25 protein-coding genes are annotated in these 23444 nt (G+C 39.5%); 8 read left to right on the forward strand and 17 right to left on the reverse strand.

The window, feature by feature from the left end:
* Positions 1-21: 21 nt before the first annotated feature.
* From FTU06_RS03020 to pnuC, 4 genes are all read right to left on the reverse strand, one after another.
* Positions 22-519 carry a DUF2505 family protein gene (locus FTU06_RS03020; protein ID WP_180048763.1) on the reverse strand — a complete coding sequence of 166 codons (498 nt, stop codon included), beginning with the start codon at positions 517-519 and terminating at the stop codon, positions 22-24.
* A 166-nt stretch (positions 520-685) separates the two neighbouring features.
* Entirely contained in the window at positions 686-979 is a 294-nt protein-coding gene (locus FTU06_RS03025) for a hypothetical protein (protein ID WP_180048764.1), read from the reverse strand.
* Positions 980-1074: 95 nt separating this feature from the next.
* Entirely contained in the window at positions 1075-1374 is a 300-nt protein-coding gene (locus tag FTU06_RS03030; RefSeq protein ID WP_180144870.1) for a hypothetical protein, read from the reverse strand.
* A 79-nt stretch (positions 1375-1453) separates the two neighbouring features.
* Positions 1454-2038, reverse strand: coding sequence for a nicotinamide riboside transporter PnuC (gene pnuC / locus FTU06_RS03035; RefSeq protein WP_180144873.1), 585 nt, complete (start codon positions 2036-2038; stop codon positions 1454-1456).
* Between the two features lie 222 nt (positions 2039-2260).
* Between pnuC and FTU06_RS03040 the strand changes: the two genes are divergently transcribed.
* Genes FTU06_RS03040 through FTU06_RS03050 form a run of 3 tightly spaced genes read left to right on the forward strand, consistent with a single transcriptional unit; the run spans position 2261 to position 4606 of the window.
* Positions 2261-3046, forward strand: coding sequence for a crotonase/enoyl-CoA hydratase family protein (locus FTU06_RS03040; protein ID WP_180144875.1), 786 nt, complete (start codon positions 2261-2263; stop codon positions 3044-3046).
* 55 nt (positions 3047-3101) lie between these two features.
* On the forward strand, positions 3102-3992 hold the full coding sequence (locus FTU06_RS03045; RefSeq protein WP_180144878.1) for an alpha/beta fold hydrolase: 891 nt from the start codon (positions 3102-3104) through the stop codon (positions 3990-3992).
* 50 nt (positions 3993-4042) lie between these two features.
* Positions 4043-4606 (forward strand): TetR/AcrR family transcriptional regulator, encoded by a 564-nt coding sequence (locus FTU06_RS03050; RefSeq protein WP_180144881.1) that lies wholly within the window; start codon positions 4043-4045, stop codon positions 4604-4606.
* Here FTU06_RS03050 and FTU06_RS03055 read toward each other — a convergent pair.
* A complete protein-coding gene (locus tag FTU06_RS03055) occupies positions 4588-5076 on the reverse strand; it encodes a hypothetical protein (protein ID WP_180144884.1) in 489 nt (162 codons plus the stop codon). The genes FTU06_RS03050 and FTU06_RS03055 overlap by 19 nt on opposite strands.
* 435 nt (positions 5077-5511) lie before the next feature.
* Here FTU06_RS03055 and FTU06_RS03060 point away from each other — a divergent pair, with 435 nt between their 5' ends.
* The gene (locus FTU06_RS03060) at positions 5512-5958 is read left to right on the forward strand and encodes a GNAT family N-acetyltransferase (protein WP_078191420.1); all 447 of its coding nucleotides are present in this window, start codon (positions 5512-5514) and stop codon (positions 5956-5958) included.
* Between the two features lie 143 nt (positions 5959-6101).
* Here the strand turns inward: FTU06_RS03060 and FTU06_RS03065 are convergent, their stop codons facing one another.
* From FTU06_RS03065 to FTU06_RS03080, 4 genes are all read right to left on the reverse strand, one after another.
* Positions 6102-7958 carry a diguanylate cyclase domain-containing protein gene (locus tag FTU06_RS03065; RefSeq protein ID WP_373684685.1) on the reverse strand — a complete coding sequence of 619 codons (1857 nt, stop codon included), beginning with the start codon at positions 7956-7958 and terminating at the stop codon, positions 6102-6104.
* Positions 7959-8085: 127 nt separating this feature from the next.
* Positions 8086-8424 (reverse strand): FKBP-type peptidyl-prolyl cis-trans isomerase, encoded by a 339-nt coding sequence (locus FTU06_RS03070; RefSeq protein WP_180055505.1) that lies wholly within the window; start codon positions 8422-8424, stop codon positions 8086-8088.
* 504 nt (positions 8425-8928) lie between these two features.
* A complete protein-coding gene (locus FTU06_RS03075) occupies positions 8929-9459 on the reverse strand; it encodes a YaeQ family protein (RefSeq protein ID WP_168379277.1) in 531 nt (176 codons plus the stop codon).
* A 65-nt stretch (positions 9460-9524) separates the two neighbouring features.
* The gene (locus tag FTU06_RS03080; RefSeq protein WP_180144888.1) at positions 9525-10538 is read right to left on the reverse strand and encodes a GTP-binding protein; all 1014 of its coding nucleotides are present in this window, start codon (positions 10536-10538) and stop codon (positions 9525-9527) included.
* 567 nt (positions 10539-11105) lie between these two features.
* Between FTU06_RS03080 and FTU06_RS03085 the strand changes: the two genes are divergently transcribed.
* From FTU06_RS03085 to FTU06_RS03095, 3 genes are all read left to right on the forward strand, one after another.
* The gene (locus tag FTU06_RS03085) at positions 11106-11327 is read left to right on the forward strand and encodes a hypothetical protein (RefSeq protein WP_078191424.1); all 222 of its coding nucleotides are present in this window, start codon (positions 11106-11108) and stop codon (positions 11325-11327) included.
* 343 nt (positions 11328-11670) lie between these two features.
* On the forward strand, positions 11671-13275 hold the full coding sequence (locus FTU06_RS03090; protein WP_180144891.1) for a bifunctional 3-(3-hydroxy-phenyl)propionate/3-hydroxycinnamic acid hydroxylase: 1605 nt from the start codon (positions 11671-11673) through the stop codon (positions 13273-13275).
* A 388-nt stretch (positions 13276-13663) separates the two neighbouring features.
* Positions 13664-14077 carry a hypothetical protein gene (locus FTU06_RS03095; protein WP_180144894.1) on the forward strand — a complete coding sequence of 138 codons (414 nt, stop codon included), beginning with the start codon at positions 13664-13666 and terminating at the stop codon, positions 14075-14077.
* A gap of 176 nt (positions 14078-14253) precedes the next feature.
* Here the strand turns inward: FTU06_RS03095 and FTU06_RS03100 are convergent, their stop codons facing one another.
* Positions 14254-14862: a glutathione S-transferase family protein gene (locus FTU06_RS03100; RefSeq protein ID WP_180055598.1), complete on the reverse strand. Its 609-nt coding sequence runs from the start codon at positions 14860-14862 to the stop codon at positions 14254-14256.
* Positions 14863-15077: 215 nt separating this feature from the next.
* Here FTU06_RS03100 and FTU06_RS03105 point away from each other — a divergent pair, with 215 nt between their 5' ends.
* A complete protein-coding gene (locus tag FTU06_RS03105; protein ID WP_180144896.1) occupies positions 15078-15986 on the forward strand; it encodes a DUF4349 domain-containing protein in 909 nt (302 codons plus the stop codon).
* A 465-nt stretch (positions 15987-16451) separates the two neighbouring features.
* On the opposite strand, the gene FTU06_RS03110 is transcribed toward FTU06_RS03105, so the two are convergent.
* From FTU06_RS03110 to FTU06_RS03140, 7 genes are all read right to left on the reverse strand, one after another.
* On the reverse strand, positions 16452-17345 hold the full coding sequence (locus tag FTU06_RS03110; RefSeq protein ID WP_078191428.1) for a LysR substrate-binding domain-containing protein: 894 nt from the start codon (positions 17343-17345) through the stop codon (positions 16452-16454).
* Positions 17345-18550 carry an MFS transporter gene (locus tag FTU06_RS03115; RefSeq protein ID WP_180144899.1) on the reverse strand — a complete coding sequence of 402 codons (1206 nt, stop codon included), beginning with the start codon at positions 18548-18550 and terminating at the stop codon, positions 17345-17347. The genes FTU06_RS03110 and FTU06_RS03115 overlap by 1 nt, the downstream gene beginning before the upstream one ends.
* Positions 18547-19143: a TetR/AcrR family transcriptional regulator gene (locus FTU06_RS03120; RefSeq protein ID WP_168379283.1), complete on the reverse strand. Its 597-nt coding sequence runs from the start codon at positions 19141-19143 to the stop codon at positions 18547-18549. Before FTU06_RS03120 ends, FTU06_RS03115 begins: the two co-directional genes overlap by 4 nt.
* Before the next feature lie 198 nt (positions 19144-19341).
* On the reverse strand, positions 19342-19863 hold the full coding sequence (locus FTU06_RS03125) for an acyl-CoA thioesterase (RefSeq protein ID WP_078191431.1): 522 nt from the start codon (positions 19861-19863) through the stop codon (positions 19342-19344).
* Positions 19864-20145: 282 nt separating this feature from the next.
* Complete coding sequence (locus FTU06_RS03130) at positions 20146-20322, reverse strand: hypothetical protein (RefSeq protein ID WP_171262670.1); 177 nt, start codon at positions 20320-20322, stop codon at positions 20146-20148.
* A 386-nt stretch (positions 20323-20708) separates the two neighbouring features.
* Positions 20709-21701, reverse strand: coding sequence for a patatin-like phospholipase family protein (locus FTU06_RS03135; protein ID WP_180144902.1), 993 nt, complete (start codon positions 21699-21701; stop codon positions 20709-20711).
* A 242-nt stretch (positions 21702-21943) separates the two neighbouring features.
* The gene (locus FTU06_RS03140; protein WP_180089121.1) at positions 21944-23419 is read right to left on the reverse strand and encodes a sodium:alanine symporter family protein; all 1476 of its coding nucleotides are present in this window, start codon (positions 23417-23419) and stop codon (positions 21944-21946) included.
* Positions 23420-23444 lie beyond the last annotated feature (25 nt).

Below are 23444 nucleotides of genomic sequence, written 5' to 3' on the forward strand. Positions count from 1 at the left end.
TTAAATCTCTTTCAAATCAATTCAGGCTTTTAAATTTTTACGCAATTCATCTTCTACAATTTCAATCTCAAGCTGACTAAAACGACGAATTTCACCTTCTGCATGTTTTTCAAGTAATCCACCAATAAGTGGAACTTTGACTTTCACCGTCCAGTCCAAATTGAAACTCACTTGTGTTGCATCACCACTGACACTTCTTTTACAATTGGCTTCGAGCGGTAGGTTCGGATCTAGTTTGACGTCAGAGGTTAATGCCGCCAAATTACTAATATCCGTACGTTTTAAGCGAAACGCATCTTTTAAAAATTTCTTGGCAATATCTGGAATATTTACATCAAGGTTATACGCACGTTTTAAGGTATACATATCACCTGTTTTTTTTGATTCTAAAATTTCTAGATTTTCACCCGGTATGCGTTTGCACACCGCTTCATGCAAGCTGATATCTGCGGCTAGTCGTTTAAAATCTTCAATTGAAACGCCATGAATAGTGGCATTGACGGTAAATTGATGTGCCATTCTCGTAATCCTTCAGGTCAATATTGGTTTTATTGTTTTATTTCGCCCAGTCTACAGTTGCTAAAACTGTGCTTTGGATTAAATCGGAAAGCGCTGTGGCTGTCATTGACCTGAAACCAAGCTAGAAAAACAGAATTGCCATACTGCAACTCAGAGGGACTCTGCCTTAAAGGCTTTTTTGAAATATTTGCCCATGCTGATTTTTCAACTCGAGCTGAAATTCCCAGCCCGCATCAATTTTTAAATACATCCCTGCATAGGACAACTTTGCGTACCAATGACCAAAGTCGAGGCTAAAAATATCAAAGCTGGCTTGTTCAGGAAGCTGTTGTATTGGTTTTGCATGTATCAAAGCGCTTGGTTCAAAAGACGTGCAGTGCGAGCCATAATCATGAAAAAGTTCGAAACATAGCTGATTAAAAATTTTAAATGTTGAATCTTTTGGGTCAAGTTGCGTCATTGCTTTAATAACGTTCCATATCTTTTCATTTCTTCTTACGCTTATTTTTTTCTTTTTTAAAACGAATCTTTAAAGAGCTGATTTTAAAAATTTTATTAATTTAAAAGCATGCTATGCACCACACCATCCCGATCACGGTGTACCAATTTGATTACTTGTGAATAATCGATCAAAACGCTTTGGTGTTTATAACTGATTTGGATGCCGTATTCATCTGCACCATCATCCAAACCGCTGATGCTACATTGCGTGCCTTGTGGAAATGCCTTGAGCCATTCAGCGTTATACACATCTGCTATTTGCTCAAACTGAAAAAAGGTCGCTTTTTGCCGCAGTAGAAACCCAGCTTGTCGATCAAAACGCAGTTGCTGCTCAAGTTGAAAGTCGATAATCATGACTCTGCACGCTCTTTAATTGTTCATCGGGTTCAGAACATCGGCTATTAAAAGTAGCTTTGCCATCACCCGATGATCCTTATAAAGCTTTCATCGCCTGTTGCTGCTGTTTATTTTTGACTTGTGTCCATTGCCACCAACCAAATGCCGCCAAGCCCACAAAACCTGCATAGAGCGCCGCAGTGAGATACAGGTCTTTGTATATAAACATACCCACATAGATAATATCGACAAATACCCAAAGCACCCAAGTGGCAATATGTTTCCGGCTGGTCCAATATGTTGCGAGTAAGCTAAACGCGGCCAATTGTGCATCCAAAATTGGTACGGCTGCATCGGTAAAATAGTGCAGGCTTAAACCAAAAATCAAACCGCCCACCGCAGCTAAAAGCATTTGAAAGATCACAATTTTGGTCGCAATCGGTTCAATACGAATGTCATGATCTTGTTGTTTGCCCTTCAACCAATGATAGAAACCATAGAAGTTCACCACCACAAAGAAAAACTGCAAAATGGTTTCGCCATAAAGTTTGTAGGTATAAAACAGGTAGGCATACAGCAAAAAAGCTGCAAAGTTAAACCACCAACACCACATTTTTCGCTTTATGGTTAAAGTCACCCCGATTAAGCTAATAATGACTGCAAATATTTCTAAGTTCGACATGGTTGATTGGGCCTTAAAAAAGCTGCAGCTATTATGGAAAAAATCGGCCCAAAGGCAAGCTATATCCCACACTATTTCATATCAACTCTGTAAATTTTAAATCAAACCATTCAGCCAACTTACTTTGATTTTGATGTTTTGAACGCATCAGTTTTGACAGTTTTCTAACAATCGTTTAAAAACTTAGTTATGCCTAAAGAATAATCAGAAGGAATCATCCAAATGTCAGAACAACAAGGTCGTGTAAGTCGAGAAATTCGTGGTCATCTTTATTTAATCGGTTTGGACCGTGCAGATAAACGAAATGCGTTTGACAGTCATTTAATTCATGACCTTTCACTGGCGCTCACTGAATATGAAGATGATCCAAATTTACGCTGTGCGGTAATTTTTGCTCATGGCGATCATTTTACTGCGGGTCTAGATCTGGTCGAACTACAACCCAAACTTGGCAGTGGACTATTTAATTTTCCTGATCAGCAAATTAATCCGTGGGGAACCAACTCACGACAACGAAAAAAACCGGTAGTTGTTGCGGTACAAGGGTTCTGTTTTACGGCGGGTATTGAACTCATGCTGAATGCCGATGTCGTGATCGCACATCGTCAGACGGAGTTCGCTCAGATGGAAGTGCAACGTGGCATTCTTCCCTTTGGTGGTGCAACAGTTCGCTTTGTGCAAGCAGCGGGTTGGAATAAAGCCATGCGCTATTTACTCACAGGTGAACGTTTCAATGCGCAAATGGCATATGACATGAACTTGGTGACTGAAATTACCGACCAAGCGCCCTTATCTCGTGCGATAGAACTTGCAGAACAAATTGCACAGGCCGCACCATTGGCGGTTCAGGCAACACTGGCCTCAGCACAGCAAGGTGTGCATTTGGGGGCCGATGCTGCCTTTGCTCAATTGGATCAGCACTTACAACCATTACTAGAAACACAAGATGTACAAGAAGGTGTCATGGCCATGCTACAACGTCGCGCAGCCAATTTTCAGGGCAAGTAAGCCTTTATTTAAACTGAGTAAACCCTTTCCGTCCTGCCACATCAAGAGAAAAATTATGTCAACGGATTTAGAACAAGCAACGCACGAAATACATAGTACACAGGTTAAGTTCCCTGCAACCGATGGCTATACGCTTTCAGGCGTTGAATATCGGCCTAATTCTGCCGCTAAAGCCAATATTATTATTTCAAGTGCGACAGGTGTACCTCAACAATTTTACCGTCGTTTTGCCGAGTATGCCGCAGGACTCGGTTATCAAGTACTGACTTTTGATTATCGTGGTATTGGACGTTCTGCTCCTCCAAAACTTAAAGGCTTTAAGATGTCCTACCTCGACTGGGGACGTTATGACCTTTCTGGTGCCATAGCTTATATGCAACAACAGGGTCAGGAAACTTTTCTAGTGGGACACTCCTATGGCGGCCAAGCACTAGGACTTACCTCAAATCACGATCAGATACGTGCCATGTATTGTTTTGGCACTGGCGCAGGTTGGCATGGCTATATGCCCTTTAAAGAAAAAATGAAAGTTCATGTGATGTGGAATATCGTTTTTCCGCCGATGGTTGCCATCAAAGGGTATTTGCCTTGGAGCAAACTCAAAATGGGCGCTGACCTTCCTGTCGATGTCTATAAACAATGGCGCCGTTGGTGTAAAAACCCAACCTATTTCTTTGCCGACCCTGAGCTGAGTGAGCTATCTCAACAATATGCTGCAGTTCAAACGCCGATTTATGCAGTCGCTGCACTTGATGATGACTGGGCATTACCCAATTCACGACATGCTTTTATGCAACATTATGCGCAAGCATCAATGCACTATATCAATATTGAAGCGCAAGATTATGGTCTAAAACAGATTGGTCATATGGGATATTTCCGCAAAGGTGCTGAACCCTTATGGCAGGAAGTGATAGGAAGGTTTGATGAACTATTAGTCGCCTAGACCAATTTATTTCATACACATCACATTGATTTATTCGGATAGAGAGATACATGCGTCCACGGAAAAACACCTCAGAATATCTATTGCTACAGTCAGCACACGCCTTTAAACGCTATGGCTATATGGGCTGCAGCATGGGGAAATTGGCTAAAGCCTGTGGACTCTCAAAAGCTGCGTTTTATTATGACTATCCGAATAAAGACGCTTTGCTGATGGAAATTTTAAACCTGACACACGTGAAGTTAAAGCACAGTATTTTTCAGCAATTACAGCGATCCACTGCATCACCTCAACAGACTTTTCCGCACATCCATGAATTGGCCATCCAGTTTTTTAGCCAAGGTGGATTAGGTTGTTTAGTCGGGATATTAAGTATGGAACGTCAACATTTACCTGCCGAGATTTTTGCAAAATTGCAGTCCATCTTTCACGAGTGGCAACTTGCCTTTGAAGTGTTTTTTCAGCGATGTATGAGCATCGAACATGCCACGCAACTTGCCAAAATCAGCTTGGCTGATTATGAAGGCGCAATTTTAATGGCTCGAATGAGTGATGATTTGAGTTATCTTGATTTAGTTCGAGACCGCATTTTGCTTCAACTTGCAGAGTCTTGATAGCGATATTCAATTTTATGTTCTTCGCCAAAACGGTCGACATGTGTATAGAACTCGCCGTATCGACCTAAATAATACTCGAGCGATTGATTGTAAAAATTCCAATAAATCGACCATTCATTCAAATCTAATTGACGAATTTGAGTTTTACAATTGACTGGCATGCGACGTAAAAAAACTTCTTGTAACTGTTCGGCTGCCTGTAGCGAATCTAATTTGTATTGTTGTTGAAAGAAAATTTCCGCAATATCATCAAAAAGTTGCTGTTCATATTCATCTACTTCAATGACTTGATCGACGTCACGAATAGCATCATCATTCGATGCTAAAGAGATACTGTTCGATTTTTCTGGTGCTTGGTAGCGCGTATATTTTTGACGATATTTTTCTGTTTTTAGGATTTTTTTGACCACAATGCCCGCTGCAGACAACGCGATCAGAATACATATCACAATGAGAAAATTAACCATAATAACAACCTACTGCCGATGACGCGCATGCACATCTTGAATCATCGAATATTTTTATGGACTAATATAACGCACAATAACGTTTAAAATTCATACAAAATTATTTTAAAGCTGAAATTTGGCCTATTTTCTTTGCTAATTTATTTCAAACTATTACACCTGCTGAAATCATTGAGTATGTATACATTTCTAAAAGATCTATTATTACTTTAAAAACAGTATAGTTAGATGCATTTATGTGGTTATTTATCCATATTTAATGATTAATTTATAAATATACATTTGTAAATTTTGCAACAATTTTGAAATAAAAACCCAACCCAACAGCGCAATGGCAGCAAAAAAACATAAAACGCAACAATAAGCCTCTTTAAGCACAGGGCGATATCTTCTGAAATGGCAGGCTGTTGGAGTTTTTTATAAAAAGAAAAAATTATGATACGCGAAGCACAAATCCAGGACATACCCGAAATTATTCACGTGATTCACAACAGCATTCGTTCATGTATCCAGGACCATCAACGTAATGAAAGTGTGATTCAAACTTGGCTTGAGGAGGCAAACCAATCAAATATTTTAATGTGGATGCTTTACAACGACAGTTGGGTCTACGTCAGTGACAATCGAGTGGTCGGCTTTATTTTAGTCAGTGATCAGGGACAAATTTTACTGAACTATATTTGCCCTGAACGTCAGTACCAAGGCATTGGTAAGGCGTTATTATTAAACATGATGCACTGCGTCCGGAAAAAGAATATTACCGAGATCAGTCTAGAAAGTACCCATACGGCACTCGCCTTTTACCAAAAATATGGCTTTGTCGCACATCAGGATTTTGAGCCTGCCGATGTTCCGCTCAAATTGGTCAAACAGCTCTGTTAGTAGAGAGGTAAAGCTCATAGAAGGATAGATTTTCAAATAGGATGATTATGGTAGGTGAATTTAAAGAGAGATCAATCTAAATAAGTATTGGCAATGGATACTATTGATATCCCCACAAAGTTTTAACCGTTTACAACTGAGTATTAAGGCTTAAGTTGATCGCGTCCTGCCTGTTTAGCCATATATAAATAATGGTCTGCATGCTTCATTAAGGCTTCGATACTGTCGAAGTCATTCTGCTTATCCATCCATGCCATGCCCAAACTCAGTGTGACGTAATTTTTGTCATCACCCCGATTAACATGTTCAAGTTGTTCATTACGCATGGCTTCGAGTACCAATTGCAATTGCTCTTGGGCAATCGCATACGGAACATCATGCATCAATATGGCAAACTCTTCTCCCCCGTAGCGAGCCACATAGGCTGAACTTGGCAGGGTATTTTGTATGGTTTTCACGATCTGCTGTAACACCTCATCGCCTTTGAGATGTCCATAGTGGTCATTATAATTTTTAAAATAATCGACATCTAACATAGCAAAGACCAATGTTCGGTGACTATGAAAACGGACTTCCGAATATAAGCGTTGAATTTCAGCATTCAATGCACGACGGTTAAATGCCCCTGTTAAGGCATCAATACGAATTTGTAGCTCTAATTTTGTATTCAGCTCGTGAAGCTGTAAGGTGCGTTCTTTAACTTTCTGATCGAGTGAACTGTTTAGCTCAAGTAAACTATTATTTAACTGCTCGGTATGCATAGACTGCTGTGCATAATGGTGCGATTGCTGAAACATGATCAACAAGGCATATAAACTGGTTGAAATGAACGATAAATTGACTGAATCAATCAAATTCATCATCAGTAAAAAGTCGTTTAAAAAAGTAATGCACAGGAAAATAACCGCGATTAAATTTAATTTTGAATACGGCTCTTTCTTTTTCAGTGTTAGGTAAAAACCATAAGCAAAATTACTTAGAACAACGATCACATAGGCAAAACTGTAAGTTGCCAAAGGTTGAAAAATTTCAGGCGTCGAAACAAAAGTCACTGAAATATTCAACGACAACAGCAAAATCGCGATCTGATAATTTAAGGTAAATAAATAGCGACGACTGAGCAAGTGGATATAACTTAAAAAGAAAATCGATGCCAAATAGGTAAATAAGTATTCTAATCGCGTGCCCCACAACCAATTGATATCGGTAAAAGTGGTATAGGCATAAGGTGCTGAAAATAAATTATGGAGTGCTAAAAAGACAATAAATAAGCCAAACACCAAGTTACTTCGGCTATTGCGACCGCGTAAACCTCGGAAAACAGAAAATAGGATCGTAAATAGTCCCACCCCCAAGACGGCGCCCGACACCATCCCAATACTCATCATTTGTTGTTGGAATTGGCGGTTTACTGTCTTGGCGATACCAATACGCATTGGGTTTTCAAACCCGCCATGCATACTGTTAAAACTTGAAGCCTGAATGGTTAAAGTGAAATATTCATCTTGTGCCACAAAATAGGCAATTCGCGGTGCATTCTCCGTTTTTTGTTCTGCTTCAGTACGCCCAACTTCTCCCAAACGAACGATCACATCACCATTTAAAAATACCCGATACGCACCGTACTGATTTGGAATCAATATTGCGATACGACGGCCAATAAATTGTTTGGGGATTTGGAAATGTCCAGTAAATGTCCCAAAGCCTTTACTATCCCCTGTGATGTCTTTAAATGATACGGGAAGATAGACCGTTTGACCGACCAGAACTGAACTTGGAGAAGTTAAAAATTGATTTGGATAAAACAACCATTTGCCTTGCAATAGGCTACTGGTATCTTCTGTGAAGTAGATTTGGTTAACTTCGTTTTGATGCTTTAAATAAAATGATTTAGGCGCAGTTTCATACTGTGCTTGAACAGTCGATACAGTAAATGCCAGTGTAAAAATAATAAAGGTAAAAACCCAGAACAATCTGGTACAAGGCAACTGTAAATACAATGGCTTTGATTCCTGCGTTTATACTCGAGTAATTATTCTAATCTACGGTAAAAGACAAAAATAACAACATCTATTTTATCCAATTGATCAATAACGTCCATGTCATTGATCTAAAACTATTGATCTATTAATCGCGAGTTTTTACGTCATACAATTCAATCTCAAAAATAAGATTTGAATTGGCAGGAATTACATTACCCATTTTACGCTCACCATAAGCCAAATGTGATGGTACGATTAACTTACGTTTACCACCGACTTTCATCCCCATGATGCCCTGATCCCAACCTTTAATTACACGGCCTGTACCAATCACCGTTTCAAAATAATTACCACGATCCAATGATGAATCAAATTTAGTACCATCTTCTAACCAACCAGTATAGTGAGTTGTAATCAAAGCACCTTTAACCGCCACTTTACCTTCGCCTACCACTAAGTCAATAATTTCTAATTCCGTGCTCATGCTCTCAACCTCAAATGCCGCAATCAAAATAAAGCCCTATTATAAACAGAATCAGTCTGAACATGATGCCCTTGAATGCGTTAGAACTTACCGATTCAAAGTTGAGAACACAATGATTTAGATCAGCATGCAAATAAACATTTACTAGTAAAGCTCACATGTCTTGAAACATTTAGGAGTATTCCGTTATCACTAAGATGCATTGGTAAGAAACGAATAAAAAATTTAAAGCGCTCTAAAAGTTTGAACGTTCATTGAATGAAGACGTTTATGCGGTAAAAACAACGCTATTTACAATGATAATAAAGAGGATTCATCCATGAGCATTACATAAATTGAGGCCTGGAAATTTTCCCCAAATTAGATTTTTATGATGGTTTTAGATCGACTGAGTTTCAAATCAACTTTTAAATCAACAGAATAGTATTCACTAAAAAATTGTTATATATAAGGATGCAAGCCTAAACTCACACCCATCATGAAGAGTTAAATCAAATGATAAACTTATTGCAATTGTGTCCATTCAATCACCGCTTGAGCTTTATCACCTATCAAAGTCCATTCGCCGTCCATTACGTTTAATTGTAAAGACATGGTTCGTTCGCATAACTCTTGAATGGCAGCTGTACTCGCTTCAGATAATTGCCAAATCTCAACATTCTTCAGTGTTTTCAATTTGCTGTTGCGTTTATACCATTCATCTACTGATGAACCATAAGTAATCACAGCGACTTGTGGGCAACGAGCACTGGCTTTTTTGACTTTGTCTTCGTCAGGGCAACCGACTTCAATCCATTTCACCAATTGACCTGTTAAATCTTTTTCCCACAGCGCTGGTTCGTCTGTTTCGAAAAGATCTTTGGTAAATTCTAATGCTTCATCTGCATAGCGTGCATATGCCAAGACACGCACCATCAAACGTTCAATCGTTTCAGAAGGATGCAAAGCCATCGTCAATTGATAATCACCATATTGGTGTACATCCATATTGGCAATGTTCAAATCTGCTTTATAAATTGTAGCTTTTAGCGCCATGGTAAAGTCCTCAAATTTGGCGCCTAGCATATAAGATTTAGCAAGCTTTTGCTGCGTTGATTTACTTATTTCTCAGCTTTATCGGCATCGATACGACACTGCATTAAGCGATCTTCAAAGTCGAGCCATTCACGTTCAGTTTGGTAAATAATTTCGACACGATTATCGATACTTTCCTCGCTCGACTGATAATTAAACTGATCAGGATTAAAGTTAAAGGTTTTCCAACCTTGGTCTGTCTGAAAAATACCTTTGATCCGTAGCCAATCTTGCTGCTCACAGAGTAAATCTAACAACTCAAAAAAGTCGAAGGTCCATCGTTTTGGGAGTTTCCAACCTGCGACACTATAGCCCTGAGCGGATTCAACATAATGATAAGGCAACTGTTTAATTTCTGTGGGCACATCGACCAGCATTTGCTTTTGTATCGCCAATAAAGGCTGAATTTTACGCGGACTTCCCACATAGGCGAGATCAATATTTGCCAGTTTTAAATCACCTTTTACAACATTGATCCATTGCTGCTGATACGGTAAATATGCTTGTTTGAGTCGTTCCAAACCAGCTTGATCGGCATCACTCATGCAATCGACATGAGACACCACAACGATTTGTGCCACTTTGAGTTGATCGGCATACAGGTTTTGTGACGCCCAATCTTGATCATGTAAGCGTGAGCCATCGACCACGGTCACCAATGCTCGCATGGCTAAATGCGGATGCCAATGTGGCTCGGTCAATTGCTCCAAAAGTTGTCCTGGATGCCCCAAACCTGTCGGCTCAATAAACAGTCGGTCGGGTTTCACCTCTGACAATAATCGTGACAACGCAATTTGCATCGGCAGTTGGCTGCTACAACATAGACATCCACCCAATAATTCCTTCACCGCAAAGCCCTGATCTTGCGGCAACATCTGTTGATCGACCCCAATTTGCCCAAACTCATTCATCAGCACGGCCCAAGTTTCGCCCGCTGGCTTTTGCTTTAATAGCTGCTGTAAAACTGTGGTTTTACCCGCACCTAAAAAGCCAGAAATAATATGAACAGGAATCGCACCGTGGGTAGAAACTAATTTCAAAAGTGAATCACTCAAATAAATAGCCAATAATTGATGGCCTTTACCATAATGATTTCAAAAAAATGCTGCAAGCCTAGTCTTCATTTCTCCGTCTTCATTTTCCTAAAGCATAGATCAGCCTAGTATCCGAGGCATTGAATGATGATCTGGCTGTTAAACAGCCTGTTATTCCATTTGCATGAATGCATGACATATCTGGTCACACTTTATTGGCAAAGTTAACTCTTATATTTAAAAAAATAGCCATATCGAAAAAAATCCTTACATTTGGATTTTATCGAAATTTCTGGATTCTGCTTATTTACGACATCGATGTAATCATCATGTAAACAATGAATGAATCATGAAGCCGATTTGGTCATTTTTTCTTGCAAAGTTAAATGAAGATTCCGATATTTTTTTACATTTAAAACACAGGATGGACGGTTATGTATTCATCCAGTTAACCAGTCTGTTTCACTTTGTTGCTCGCATTGATCACTCGGTTTTCTCGATTTAGCATGAGCTCTCTCCTGATGGACGTGATGATCTTTTCAGGACTTACTAAAATATATAAGGATGCTCAAAATGAAATTAACTCAAATTTTACTTGCTTCTACTCTAGCTGCTGCAGCTGCAACAAGTTTTGCTGCAAGCAAAGATAAACAAGAAGCGCCTGAACAAGAAAAAGTAGTGGTTAGCACTCAAGAACAGCCAGCGACTGAAACAACTGCTGCTGAAGGTACTGCTGCTCAACCTGCTTCAGAAGCAAATGCTGAAGGTTCTGCACCAGCTCAACCTGCTCAGTAATAGACGAATAGCGTACTCCACACGCTAAATTCATTTAGTCTGCTGCTCAACATTTATCCCTCACTAATAAAATGTTGTGCTAAATGAATTAAAGTCGCCGGATCATTGAAAAATGGTTCGGCTTTTTTATGCTCAAAGCTACTGATTGATAGATTTTAATGATCGACAAATCATTCAAAATGATTGATGATTTTCATATAAATAAATATATATCATCCACTTAAAATAAAACCCTGCAAAAAACACGACAATTCGATTCATCGTTTCGACTTATGCCTAGCTTGTTGAAAGTCTCTGTTTAGAACTTAATAGTGGCATATGTGAAGTGATTGGATGTTTACGCATGAGCAATAAAGCAAATTACACAACGGAAGTTGCCATTCTGGGCGCAGGTCCTGTCGGCTTAACCATTGCAAACTACTTAAGTAAGCAAGGCGTCAATGTCACTGTGATTGAACAACTGGACAGCCTGATTGACTACCCACGTGCGATTGGTATTGATGATGAATCATTACGTACCATCCAATCATTAGGTTTAGTGGATCAAGTGTTACCGCATACAACACCGAACCACGCGATGCGTTTCTTAACCCCTAAAGGCCGTTGTTTCGCAGACATTCAACCGCTCACTCGTGAATTTGGTTTCTCACGTCGTAATGCCTTTATTCAACCGCAAGTCGATAATGTACTGCTACAAGGTTTAAAACAGTACGAAACCACAAATGTTTTATTCTCTCGTCAATTGTCTGATTTTAGCCAAGATGCCAATGGTGTAACGCTCAATATTCAAAATAAAGACGGTGAAGCTGAAAAAATTCAAGCGCAGTATTTGATTGCTTGTGATGGTGGCAACTCAGTGGTCCGTCGTACCCTCAACATCGGCTTCGATGGTAAAACTGCACCGAACCAATGGATCGTGATCGACATCAATAATGACCCACTTGCAACGCCACACATTTACCTATGCTGTGACCCTGTGCGTCCTTATGTATCTGCTGCTCTTCCACACGGTATTCGTCGTTTCGAATTTATGGTGATGCCTGGTGAAACTCAAGAAGAATTAAGCAAACCTGAAAACATTGCCAAATTATTGTCGAAAGTGCTTCCAACGACCGACGGTATTGAAGTGATTCGTCAGCGTGTTTATACCCACAATGCCCGTATTGCAGATAAATTCCGTGTAGACCGTATTTTACTTGCAGGTGATGCTGCGCACATCATGCCAGTATGGCAAGGTCAAGGCTATAACAGTGGTATGCGTGATGCGTTCAACCTTGCGTGGAAAGTTGCAATGGTTGTACAAGGCAAAGCTGGCCCAGCGCTTTTAGATACATACCAAGTTGAACGTAAAGATCATGCCAAAGCGATGATTGATCTTTCTGTAATGGCGGGTCATGTCCTTGCGCCACCAAAAAAATGGCAAGGTTTCGTGCGTGATGGTATCGCGTATGCGCTCAATTACATCAAACCGATCAAACAATATCTATTGGAAATGCGCTTCAAGCCAATGCCGAAGTACAACGATGGTGCATTGATCAATAACGGTGTTAAAGATTCACCTGTGGGTAAAATGTTCATTCAACCATATGTTCAACTTGAATCTGGTGAAAAAGTCCTACTTGATGAAGTCATCGGTAACGACTTTGCAATCATTGCTTGGGGCGTCGATCCAAAATGGGGTCTGTCAGATGCGACCATGAAAAAATGGCAAAAATTGGGCGTTAAATTTATCCAAGTATTGCCTGCTGTTCAGCTTAGCAATGAAAATCGCACCAAGTACGACAATGTGATTACGATTGGTGATATTGGTACCGATATTCGTGGTTGGTTTGGTAAAACCACTGAATCTGTTACGATTCTTCGCCCAGACCGTTTTGTTGCAGCGATTGCAATTCCACAAACTTTAGACAGCGTGAGCCAACAATTGTTTGCAAAATTGCATGCTTAATAATCTAAATAGATCTGCAAGAATTAAAAATCACCATGCATAAAGCATGGTGATTTTTTTCTATAATCACTATAAACATCAGATGCTATAATCGTTCAATACATAATTATAAGCTTCGCAAAATGCAAAAAAGATTTCAGAAATTATTCATTTATAGTTTGTTAGGTTTTATTTTTATCTGTTCACTCATTTTCGTAGAGATACATCATTTTCATGCCAATAGTTGGTTAGCTATTTTCGTTTTTTGCCTCTGTTTTCTTATTTCTTTGAATTGCTATTTATTACGCTTAGAAAAAGATGTGAACAAAAACGAAGAATCTAATTTTTTGTCCTTCCATTTATACATTTCATTTTTTTATTCAGTCATTGCCAGCTTTTTCTCACCACAGTGATTCTTGCTTTATTTGCATTACAAACGCAATATTTTGGTCAAGATAAAAATATCATTCTAAAAGGCCAAGTCTATTCACCCAGATTTACACTAGAAAAGAAGCCCTGCCGAGCTCGCCTTAAATTTCCCGAAAGTGGTTGGTCTACCTTCGCGTATCTCTGTCTAGATACCAAGAAACATAAATTTTCTGGTTATTACAAACTCCATTTGAAAACCAGTTTCGCAGGGTCTGCGATTCAGGATTATGATTGGATTAATGATCAATTAACATATCAGCAGCATCGTGCCTTAGATATGGATCCACAACAAAAAAGACTACTCGAAATATATGCCAAACTTGAAAGAGATTTAGGCCCACCTCTATCTGATGATGAAGCCCATGATTTTTTAAATAGAACCAACAACGATTGAGTCTATTTAATTTAGCGCAATATATGCCATACATTATTTATGGCAATAATTAAAATCGCTTTACCATCTTAGTGATTGATATTTAAAACTCTTTCTTTTTAGTTCTCAAAGAAAGAGTTATATGAATAGACATATAGCAATACCAAGTTCAGCCAACAATCAAATAAGCATCCAAGTTAAACCGACTGAAACCAATGCACATCTTTTACCGATTCACGTTGCTGAATCTGCTGAATAAAAGGTTTAAATTCCTCTAAATATGGCAATATTTTGAATGAAATGGCATACACCATCCAATAAGCCAAATATAAATCTGCTGCGCTAATTTTATCCCCCAACAGATATGGCTGGGCCTGCGCAAGCCCTGTTTTAATAAAATCTAAAAGTATTTTTTCATTACCAAAACTCAAACTGCCACGTTTCTCATCCATCAACTCAGTGCTAATGCCGACATTTTTCATGTCCATGTATTCAGTCAGCGGACCATGACAGAAAAACATCCATTTCAAATATTCACCACGTTTGGGATCATCCAAGGCGGGTGCCAAACCTTTGTCACTGAATTTATCGGCTAAATAACTAAAGATGGCTGCGGTCTCACTGATCACGACAATACCATCGACCAAGCAGGGAACTTTGCCCATGGGATTAATCTTGAGATATGCCGCTTGGTGCATCTCTTCATATGGCACTTCAATAATCTCAACTTCTGACTCGATGTCTAATTCTTTCAATAAAGGCAGAATAGTATTACTGCGTGAGCGTGGATTGCTGTAGAGTTTCATTGTTGGGTTCATTGTAGATATCCTTATTTTCATCCTTGTTGTTCAATCTATGACTATACGCGGCTTTATGTAGAATTATGTTGCGTTCATCCCTGCTTTAAACACTTTCCGATACAATACGCCCGACTAATAATTACGCTAAATTTGAATTTATATTTAAAGCAAAAAATATTTACCCAGACTTTCTGATAATCAAACAATTGAGTTCTACATCGATGAAAAATAAATATTTAATTGTCATGTTAACGGTGATTTTAATTTCAGGCTGTTCCAAGAAAACCGAAGAAATGGCAACTGAAGCCAGCGCAGATGCACAACCTGCTCAAGTCAGTACACAGCAAGATCAAGCAGCGGAAAGCACTTCCAATGAGCCGTCTACCACGCCTGCAACAACACAAAAACCTGAAACTATTTTAAATGAGCAGGTCAACCCAGCCGAAGCCTCTCGTAAAATGGTTCGAGAAGCCAATGTCAGTTTTGAGTCGAAAGATGTGGTTAAAACGGCCTTAGAAATTGAAAAACTCACGCTAAGTTTAGGTGGCTTTATTGAACAGAAAAATATCGACTTTGTGGTGCAAGAGAGTCAATCCTACCCGATTGCTGACGGCAAAATTAAAATCTTTGAAAAAATAAATCCGCAAGCGGAAATGATCATTCGTGTGCCAAGTGAAAAAGCTGCACATTTCGTCAATCAACTGTTGCCGCTTATGCATTTTTTGAACCGTCAGCAATATTCGGCAAAACGCTATGAGCTAAAACTACTCGAAGAAAAAATGTCACAAACACAGGTCGTGCCCGACCATGTTGCAACTGCGCAAGTCAATGAAATCTCACGACTGACCCGCTTAGAAGTTCAAGATCGTGTCCGCTATAGCACGATTGTGATTGGATTTATTCAACCTGCCACTGTCCGTGAACATATCGATATTAACCTTGATGCTGTAGCGCAATTAAATGGCGATAGTTTCTGGCAAAGAGCATGGTACGGTATACAAAAAGGGTGGCAATTTGTGTTGAGCCTGTTGGTTGTTCTCATTACGATTTGGCCACTCTATCTGATTATACTCATCGGTTTGATTGCCTACCGCGTGATGAAACCCTATTTACAAAAATGGTTTAAATAAATCAGAGTGACAAAGGCTATGTATCATTGAGTCTTTGATTAAAAATACGATAAATAAAAAAATCCCGAAGCGCTTAATTCGGGATTTTTTATTTAACTGATGTTACACACGTAAAAGTAATTTCGCATTTTTAATATGCTTTTTAAGTCTATTCGACGGAGTCTTATATCTAGGGATTGAATAAAGGGATTAGCCTTCGGCTAGAGGTACTTTTGTTTCGGCAAAATGAGAAGCGAAGCTTCGCAAGGAAACCATCTTGCGGAGCAATGCTCCTCACCGCAAAACTCGTTCACTACCGTCAAATTATTCAGAGTATCGCAAAAACTTTTTTGATTAGAAGTTGTCCTGCCTCAAACACTTGCGGATGACCTTACCGCGTATCGTACTTTATATTTGAATCAAATTGCGCTTCTGATGTTACTGCGTAACATCAGTTATTTAGATCTTACGGCAATATGTAAAAGCTTAGAAAAAGCCCATATAGAACTGCTCTTTTAAGACTTTTAAAATCAATTCGATTGCATCATTTTTACGATCTTTTCGATAGCTCGCATACAAACCAATGGTCGGCAAAGGTTCAACCGTACTTTTAACCAATATTTTATCACCGAGCAATGGAATGACATAAGACGGTACCAAACTCCACCCCACGCCCATACCGACCAAATTGACATTTAACAAAATATTGGTCGAATGCTGTACCAAGTTCACATTCAGTTTATTTTGCTTAAAGAAATCTTGAATAATTCGGTATAGCTCAGGTGATGAATGTTCATCACTAATAATAAAATCCTGATTATTCATGTTTTTAATGCTGATATGCCGCTGTTCTGCCACAGGCGAATTTTTCGGCACAATCAGCGCCAAAGGCTCAGTAAAAATCTGAACAGATTCTATATCAGGGCTTTCTTCGACATAACGGGTAAAGGCAATATCAATTTCCCCTTTACGCACTGCGCTGATCTGATCGACATCCATTAAACTATGAAAATGAATTTTTAACTCAGGAAACTGAGCTCGAATATTTGGCATGATATAAGGAAAGACCTTCATTTCAGCCACAGGAACAAAGCCGATATTCAGTTGTTCTTTACTGAGCTGCGCAATTTGACGCGCATCAATCATAGCTTTTTCTGCATGCTCTAAACTCAAACGCGCTTCTTTTAAAAAGGCCTGACCTTCTGCAGTCAGTTCAACTTTTCGGTTGGTTCGCATCAATAATTGCACCCCAACTTCCTGTTCTAGGTCTTTAATTTGCTGACTTAAAGAAGGTTGCACAGTACACATTCGCTGCGCAGCCTTGGTAAAATTTAGCTCTTCGGCAACCGCAACAAAATATCGTAGATGTCGTAATTCCATTATTCAGCTCCTAAAGCACTGCGTTTGAATTGGTTTGCCACGAATAGACGATACATCCACGTAGTGAACAGCACCATCACCGCACAAAATAAATAGGTTGCCTGAAATCCAAAGTATGCAATCAGCACACCCATAATGACCGAACCGACAGCAAGGCCAATATCAAACAAGGCAAAAAAGGTGGATATCGCATGTCCTATTCGGGCTTTTTCTACCGTTTGAATCGCGACCGTTTGCAGGCATGGGAACACTGAACCGTAGCCGATGCCCATAAAAACTGCCGATATCCAAAGCACCCATTGATTCGTGAGAAAACTCACAACCACCAAACCAATGGCAAAGCAAATAAAGGATGGATAGATGACTGCACTCGGGCCTTTGCGATCATAAACTTTGCCAACCCAAGGACGGACGATCAACATCGACACAGCAAAGACAATAAAAAAGATACTGGTATAAGCGAGTAAATGCTTCAACTCTGCATAAGCGGTGATAAAGCTCATCACACTCGAATATGCAAATGCGGTCAGCAATGCCACAAAACTGATGGCAAGTACCCGTGTTTCGATCACATCACGCCATTGGATGGCTGCGGATTGGCTCGCTTGATCACTTGACTTATGCTGTACGTGTTCTTGTATTTGAACTAACCACGTAAAAATATAGCCTACTGCAACCAAGAAGGCTAATACTGCAAATAAGGTACTAAAACTGCTGAATTGAATCATACTCAGCGCTAAAAATGGTCCGATCACCACGCCTAAGTTGGTCGACATGACAAAGTAGCCCATACCTTCGCCTTTTCGATGATCTGGGATGTAATCATTTACGATGGGAACATTGACCGTAGTTAATATACTGAACCAAAAACCATGTAAAAAACGAATGACCAACAACGACCACATGCTGTCAATCCACAAATAACTCAGCGCAAAAACAACAAAAATAAAGCCTGAAATACGTAGAGAATTGGCTTTACCAAAACGCTCAATGATCATGCCGGAAAAGGGGCGAATCGCAATGGATGACACCAAAAACAGCGTCAAAGCCATACCCGCTTGCTGAATCGAACCACCCAATTCTTTCATAATATAAATGGGTAATATGGTCAGCAGCGCAAAGTAATAGCTAAATAAAAACAAGTTATTACACAGACAAAAAACAAAAGACTTGTTCCATAACGATGCCTGATGTTGAGTAGTCATGAGGTCATTGCCTCGCTGCTACGCGTGGCTTGGTGCTCCGTAAAAATCGGGTTTAGCGCCAACTGCACCAGTCGCTTGATATAGTCTTCATCTGGCTGGGTATTAAAGAAAATGATCTGATAATGAATCGGGCCATACAACATATCCAACATGAGTTCGAAAGGATAATCCGCGCGAATTTCGCCTCGTTGAATGGCCAATTGGATCAGCTCACGTGTCGCTTCTCGTCGAGGTAACAAATACTGTTTAAAAAACTCACCCGCTGCTTCACGATGCTCCGCCAAAACCACGAGCAACGCTCGACCCACGTGCTGATTTAAAGCCCGTGATAGTTTGAGCAATTGTTGATTTAGATTGAACTCTAAACTTTGTGATAAATCGAGTTCAAACACCGAGGCGGTGTGCGCTTTAAAAGCATCGAAAACCAGATCGGACTTATGCTTCCACCAACGGTAAATCGTCGATTTTCCCACGCCTGCTCGAGCCGCAATATCTTCAATGGTCATGCTTCGATAATCACTTTCCGCCAAAGCATCTGTGACCGCTTGTAAGATACATTGCTTACGCCGAGAAGTTTTTTCAGTTTCACTCATAATTCAAAAAACGAAACGCTACGTATCGTTTTATATTAAACGGTATTGGACTGAATGACTATCTTTAACTAAGCTTTGAAGAAAAAAACTTTAGTCGCACACTCGGAATTCAAATCCCTACTGCACTCTCCAGACGAATTTCAGAATAAAAAAAAGATCGCTTAAGCGATCTTTTCAAATATTCAGCCACCAAAGCGATTAACTTTGTGTCGACTTTTTATAAATACTGCAAGAAGGATGATGATTTTCCTGTAAACGCGCCACTTTACGATGTTCCGCAGCTTCGAAGCGACAACGTTTCCAGTCATTATCTAGATTTAATGCCGGAATTTGTTTTGGTTTACCTTGATCATCAACAGCGACCATTGTGAAATAGCAACTATTGGTATGACGCACTGTACGTTTTTGAATGTTCTGCGCTTCAACACGAATACCAATTTCCATAGAAGTACGACCTACATGGTTCACACTTGCAAGGAAAGTCACTAACTCACCCACGTGAATTGGTTCTTTAAAATTTACTTTATCAACTGATAGTGTCACCACGTAGCTACCAGAATAGCGACTTGCACAAGCATACGCGACTTGGTCTAACAATTTTAGAATCGTTCCACCATGCACATTACCCGAAAAATTCGCCATGTCAGGAGTCATTAAAACTGACATCGATAATTCTGACTGGTCGTCTAGTGCATTCGCAATTTGATCTAATGGGGACATCTTGTTTCTCTAGACTCGTGATATAACAATGATTAATGTGATTATTATATAGATTTTAATCAAAATTAAATGTTCAAATCGGCAAAAAAACCATCATTATTATTTATAGTGATCATACCATCATTCAGTAAAATATATATTGATAACAATATACACCCGATAAACAAGTAGTTATCGCGCTATCTATCAATTTTTTTTAATCCAAGCTATGCTGTGTTTTATATTTAAAACATATTCATTAAAACGCGTTGTTCATCGATTCAACATAGCACGGCATTAAACTTAATCTTCTAAGACTTTTAACATCTCGAAAGATACGTTGTCATAGCTGGTTTTTTGTCCACCATCATTGGTACTTTCTAGCGTGTAAGAGTTATCTACATGTACATGAGTGACAATAAATACGCTCTCTTCCATCATCGCAAGCTTTACTTTTTGTCCTACATCAAGCGTTTTCATCTACAGCCACCTTTAAAATATTTATTGGTTTTAAGTATTAATAACCTAATGATATTCTAAACACTTCAACAGTATTGGTAAACGTAAGCACATGAATAAAAACGCTAATATAGGTATATACTCTTAAAATCTACGTAAAACCAATTAATATGATTTTCTTAATTAATTTCAAATAATTAACTGTATATTTTCTTATTATTACGATTTTTATATTTGGCAAATCTTTTGATTAAGACCTAAAACCAATCAACATCCAATATATTAATGATTACTAGATACTATTGAGCATGGGAAGAGCTGAGAGCAAAAATTAAAATGCTTAGCTGAAATAAAAATGCACCCTGGGAGGTGAACAGGATGCATATCAATTTGCGAATTGTACCAGCCTAGTCTTTGGCTGCTAAATAAGGAATATGATGTCCCTTGCTGTATTGATGTTCAGCATAAACCCGAGAAATCTCTCCAAGTTTTTCCAAGGTTGCCTCTTCTCCTGCAAGCATCGTCGCTTCACGCCCTTTCACATCAAATATATATGCTTTTTCACGTAAATCAGGTTGAATCACAATGTCTGCCCGCTTGAGCTCTTCTTGAGCTAAACGATTTTGCATAATATTGATATTTTGGTTAAACAAGCCCCAAACATTCGACGTTTCGGTATGAATCGGTCGTGCCAAAATATCCACCGCAATAATAATATCTGCCCCTAAATCGCGTGCAACGTCCACAGGAACTGGACTGACCAAGCCACCATCGACATATTCAGTGTCTTCAATAATCGTTGGAATAAACATGCTCGGAATCGACACCGAAGCACGAACGGCCTGTCCCGTATTACCATAGTTGAACACGACTTTTTTGCCATCCTTTAACTCGGTTGCCACCACATACATTGGGGTTTTTAGCAACTCTAAAGGCACGTCATCAACTTGCTCATTAATATAATCTTCAACTTTTTTACCATCAAAAAAGCCTTTTTTGTCCAAACGTATTTCTCGAACATCATTGGCTTTCATATTTAAGGCGATATCTCTTAACTCATTGGCACTTTTACCTGAAGCATAGATTGAACCCACAATGCTACCCGCACTGGTTCCAACAATAAAATCTGGGTGTATTCCCTGCTGTTCAAGTATCTGAATGGCGCCAATGTGTGCATAACCACGTGCCCCACCACTCCCTAAAACCAAAGCAACAATCGGACGCTTTTCCTGCTTTTTCACTTTTTTAAAGTCAATGCGGTTATTCGCCACTTGAGCAGGTGCTGCTGTATAAGTTCGAATTTGTGATGTTGTTTCAGCGCTGACCTTTTTTGAGCCCACACTTTGACAACCCACAAGGCTGATTGCGAATGCAGTCATCAAAACAGTTATGCTTTTCATTGAGAGATATTCCAAATGCAACTCGAGATTTGAAGAGAAAAAGTAGTCTAATCAGTCCGCATTCACGTCACTGTTATTATTCGTTAATGCCTCTGACCGATGCACATTATATTGACATACAACCTAGAAAGTCATTGGCTGTCAAAATTTCAATGTCTAGCAGAATTTCCACATCAGGATTTAAGCTCTTATCTAGCAAAAAAAGCCCCGACAACGGAGCTTTTTAAAGTTAATTTTTGACTTTACCAAATATCGGAATTAACACGATCCTTATATTTTGGATGTTCATCCATCTTAAACACTGGCTCTTTTACACCACGTTTTAACTGTGAGGTGTAGTCTTTCATCAACATCAATAAGAATGGAGTCAGCAATAAAATTGCAAAGAGGTTAATACTCGCCATCACGCCCATGAAGAGATCCGCTAAGTTCCAAATCAGAGGCACACTCATGATTGAACCAAAGTACACCATCATGAGGACGAATACGCGGAATACAAACATGACCTTAGGATTGTTATTGATAAACTGCACATTACCTTCAGCATAAGCATAGTTACCGATTACTGAAGAATAAGCGAATAAGAACAAGATTATGGCAAGGAAGTCATCTCCCCATGCGCCAATCTGGCTTTCAAGCGCCATTTGCGTCAAAGCAACGCCTTCAAAGCCTGCATTTTCATACAAGCCAGATGCCAAAATAATGATCGCCGTACAGGTACACACCACAAATGTATCGACAAAGACACCGAGCATCTGAACTAGGCCTTGATTGACAGGGTGTTTAACATCTGATGCTGCCGCAGCATTGGGTGCAGAGCCCATACCCGCTTCATTCGAGAATAAACCACGTTTAATCCCCTGCATCATTGCCATAGAAACCATGGCACCGAAAAAACCACCTGCCGCAGCATCAAATTCAAAGGCTTTACTGAAAATTAACTGGAAAATATCTGGGAGCATCGCAAAGTTAGCAAATGCAACATAGAAAGCAACTGCGAGATAAAGCAACGCCATAAAGGGTACAAATCTTTCTGCAACTTTGGCGATTCGTTTAATCCCGCCAAAAATAATCAGCGCAGTAATGAACACCAAGAACAAGCCCACCCAAGAGATTTCGAAACCGAAACCACCTAAGTCTAAAATGATATTGGCTTTATCCCAGCCCCACGCATGTGAGGTCGCACCTGTAATCGCATTGGCTTGCACCGCATTAAAGACAAAACCGTAAGTTGAAATCAGCGCGATGGCAAAAACCACACCCAACCACTTTTGCTTCAAGCCTTGCGTGATGTAGTACGCTGGACCACCACGAAATTGCTGATTTTGCGTATCACGCACTTTGAAGAGCTGTGCAAGTGAAGATTCCACAAATGCTGAACTCATGCCTAAAAATGCGGTAAACCACATCCAAAACACTGCACCTGGCCCACCAATTGCAATCGCAATTGCAACACCTGCGACATTACCTACGCCGACACGACTGGCCAGTCCCGTCACAAAGGCTTGGAATGGTGTAATCCCATGTTCATCATCGCCTTCTTTACGGCTAGATTTCATCACTTTAATACTATGAAAAAATAGACGAATCTGAACTGCGCCAGTGATTAAGGTATAGAAAATACCAACCGCCACTAAGAATACGACTAAGAAATCCCAAAGCGGATCATTAAAAACTTTGACCCAGCCCATGAGAGTTGCATTTAATTGTTCATCCATAATCAATACCTAAAATGCGAATACA

It is taken from the genome of Acinetobacter sp. YH12052 (assembly GCF_013419835.1).
GTDB lineage: Bacteria > Pseudomonadota > Gammaproteobacteria > Pseudomonadales > Moraxellaceae > Acinetobacter > Acinetobacter amyesii.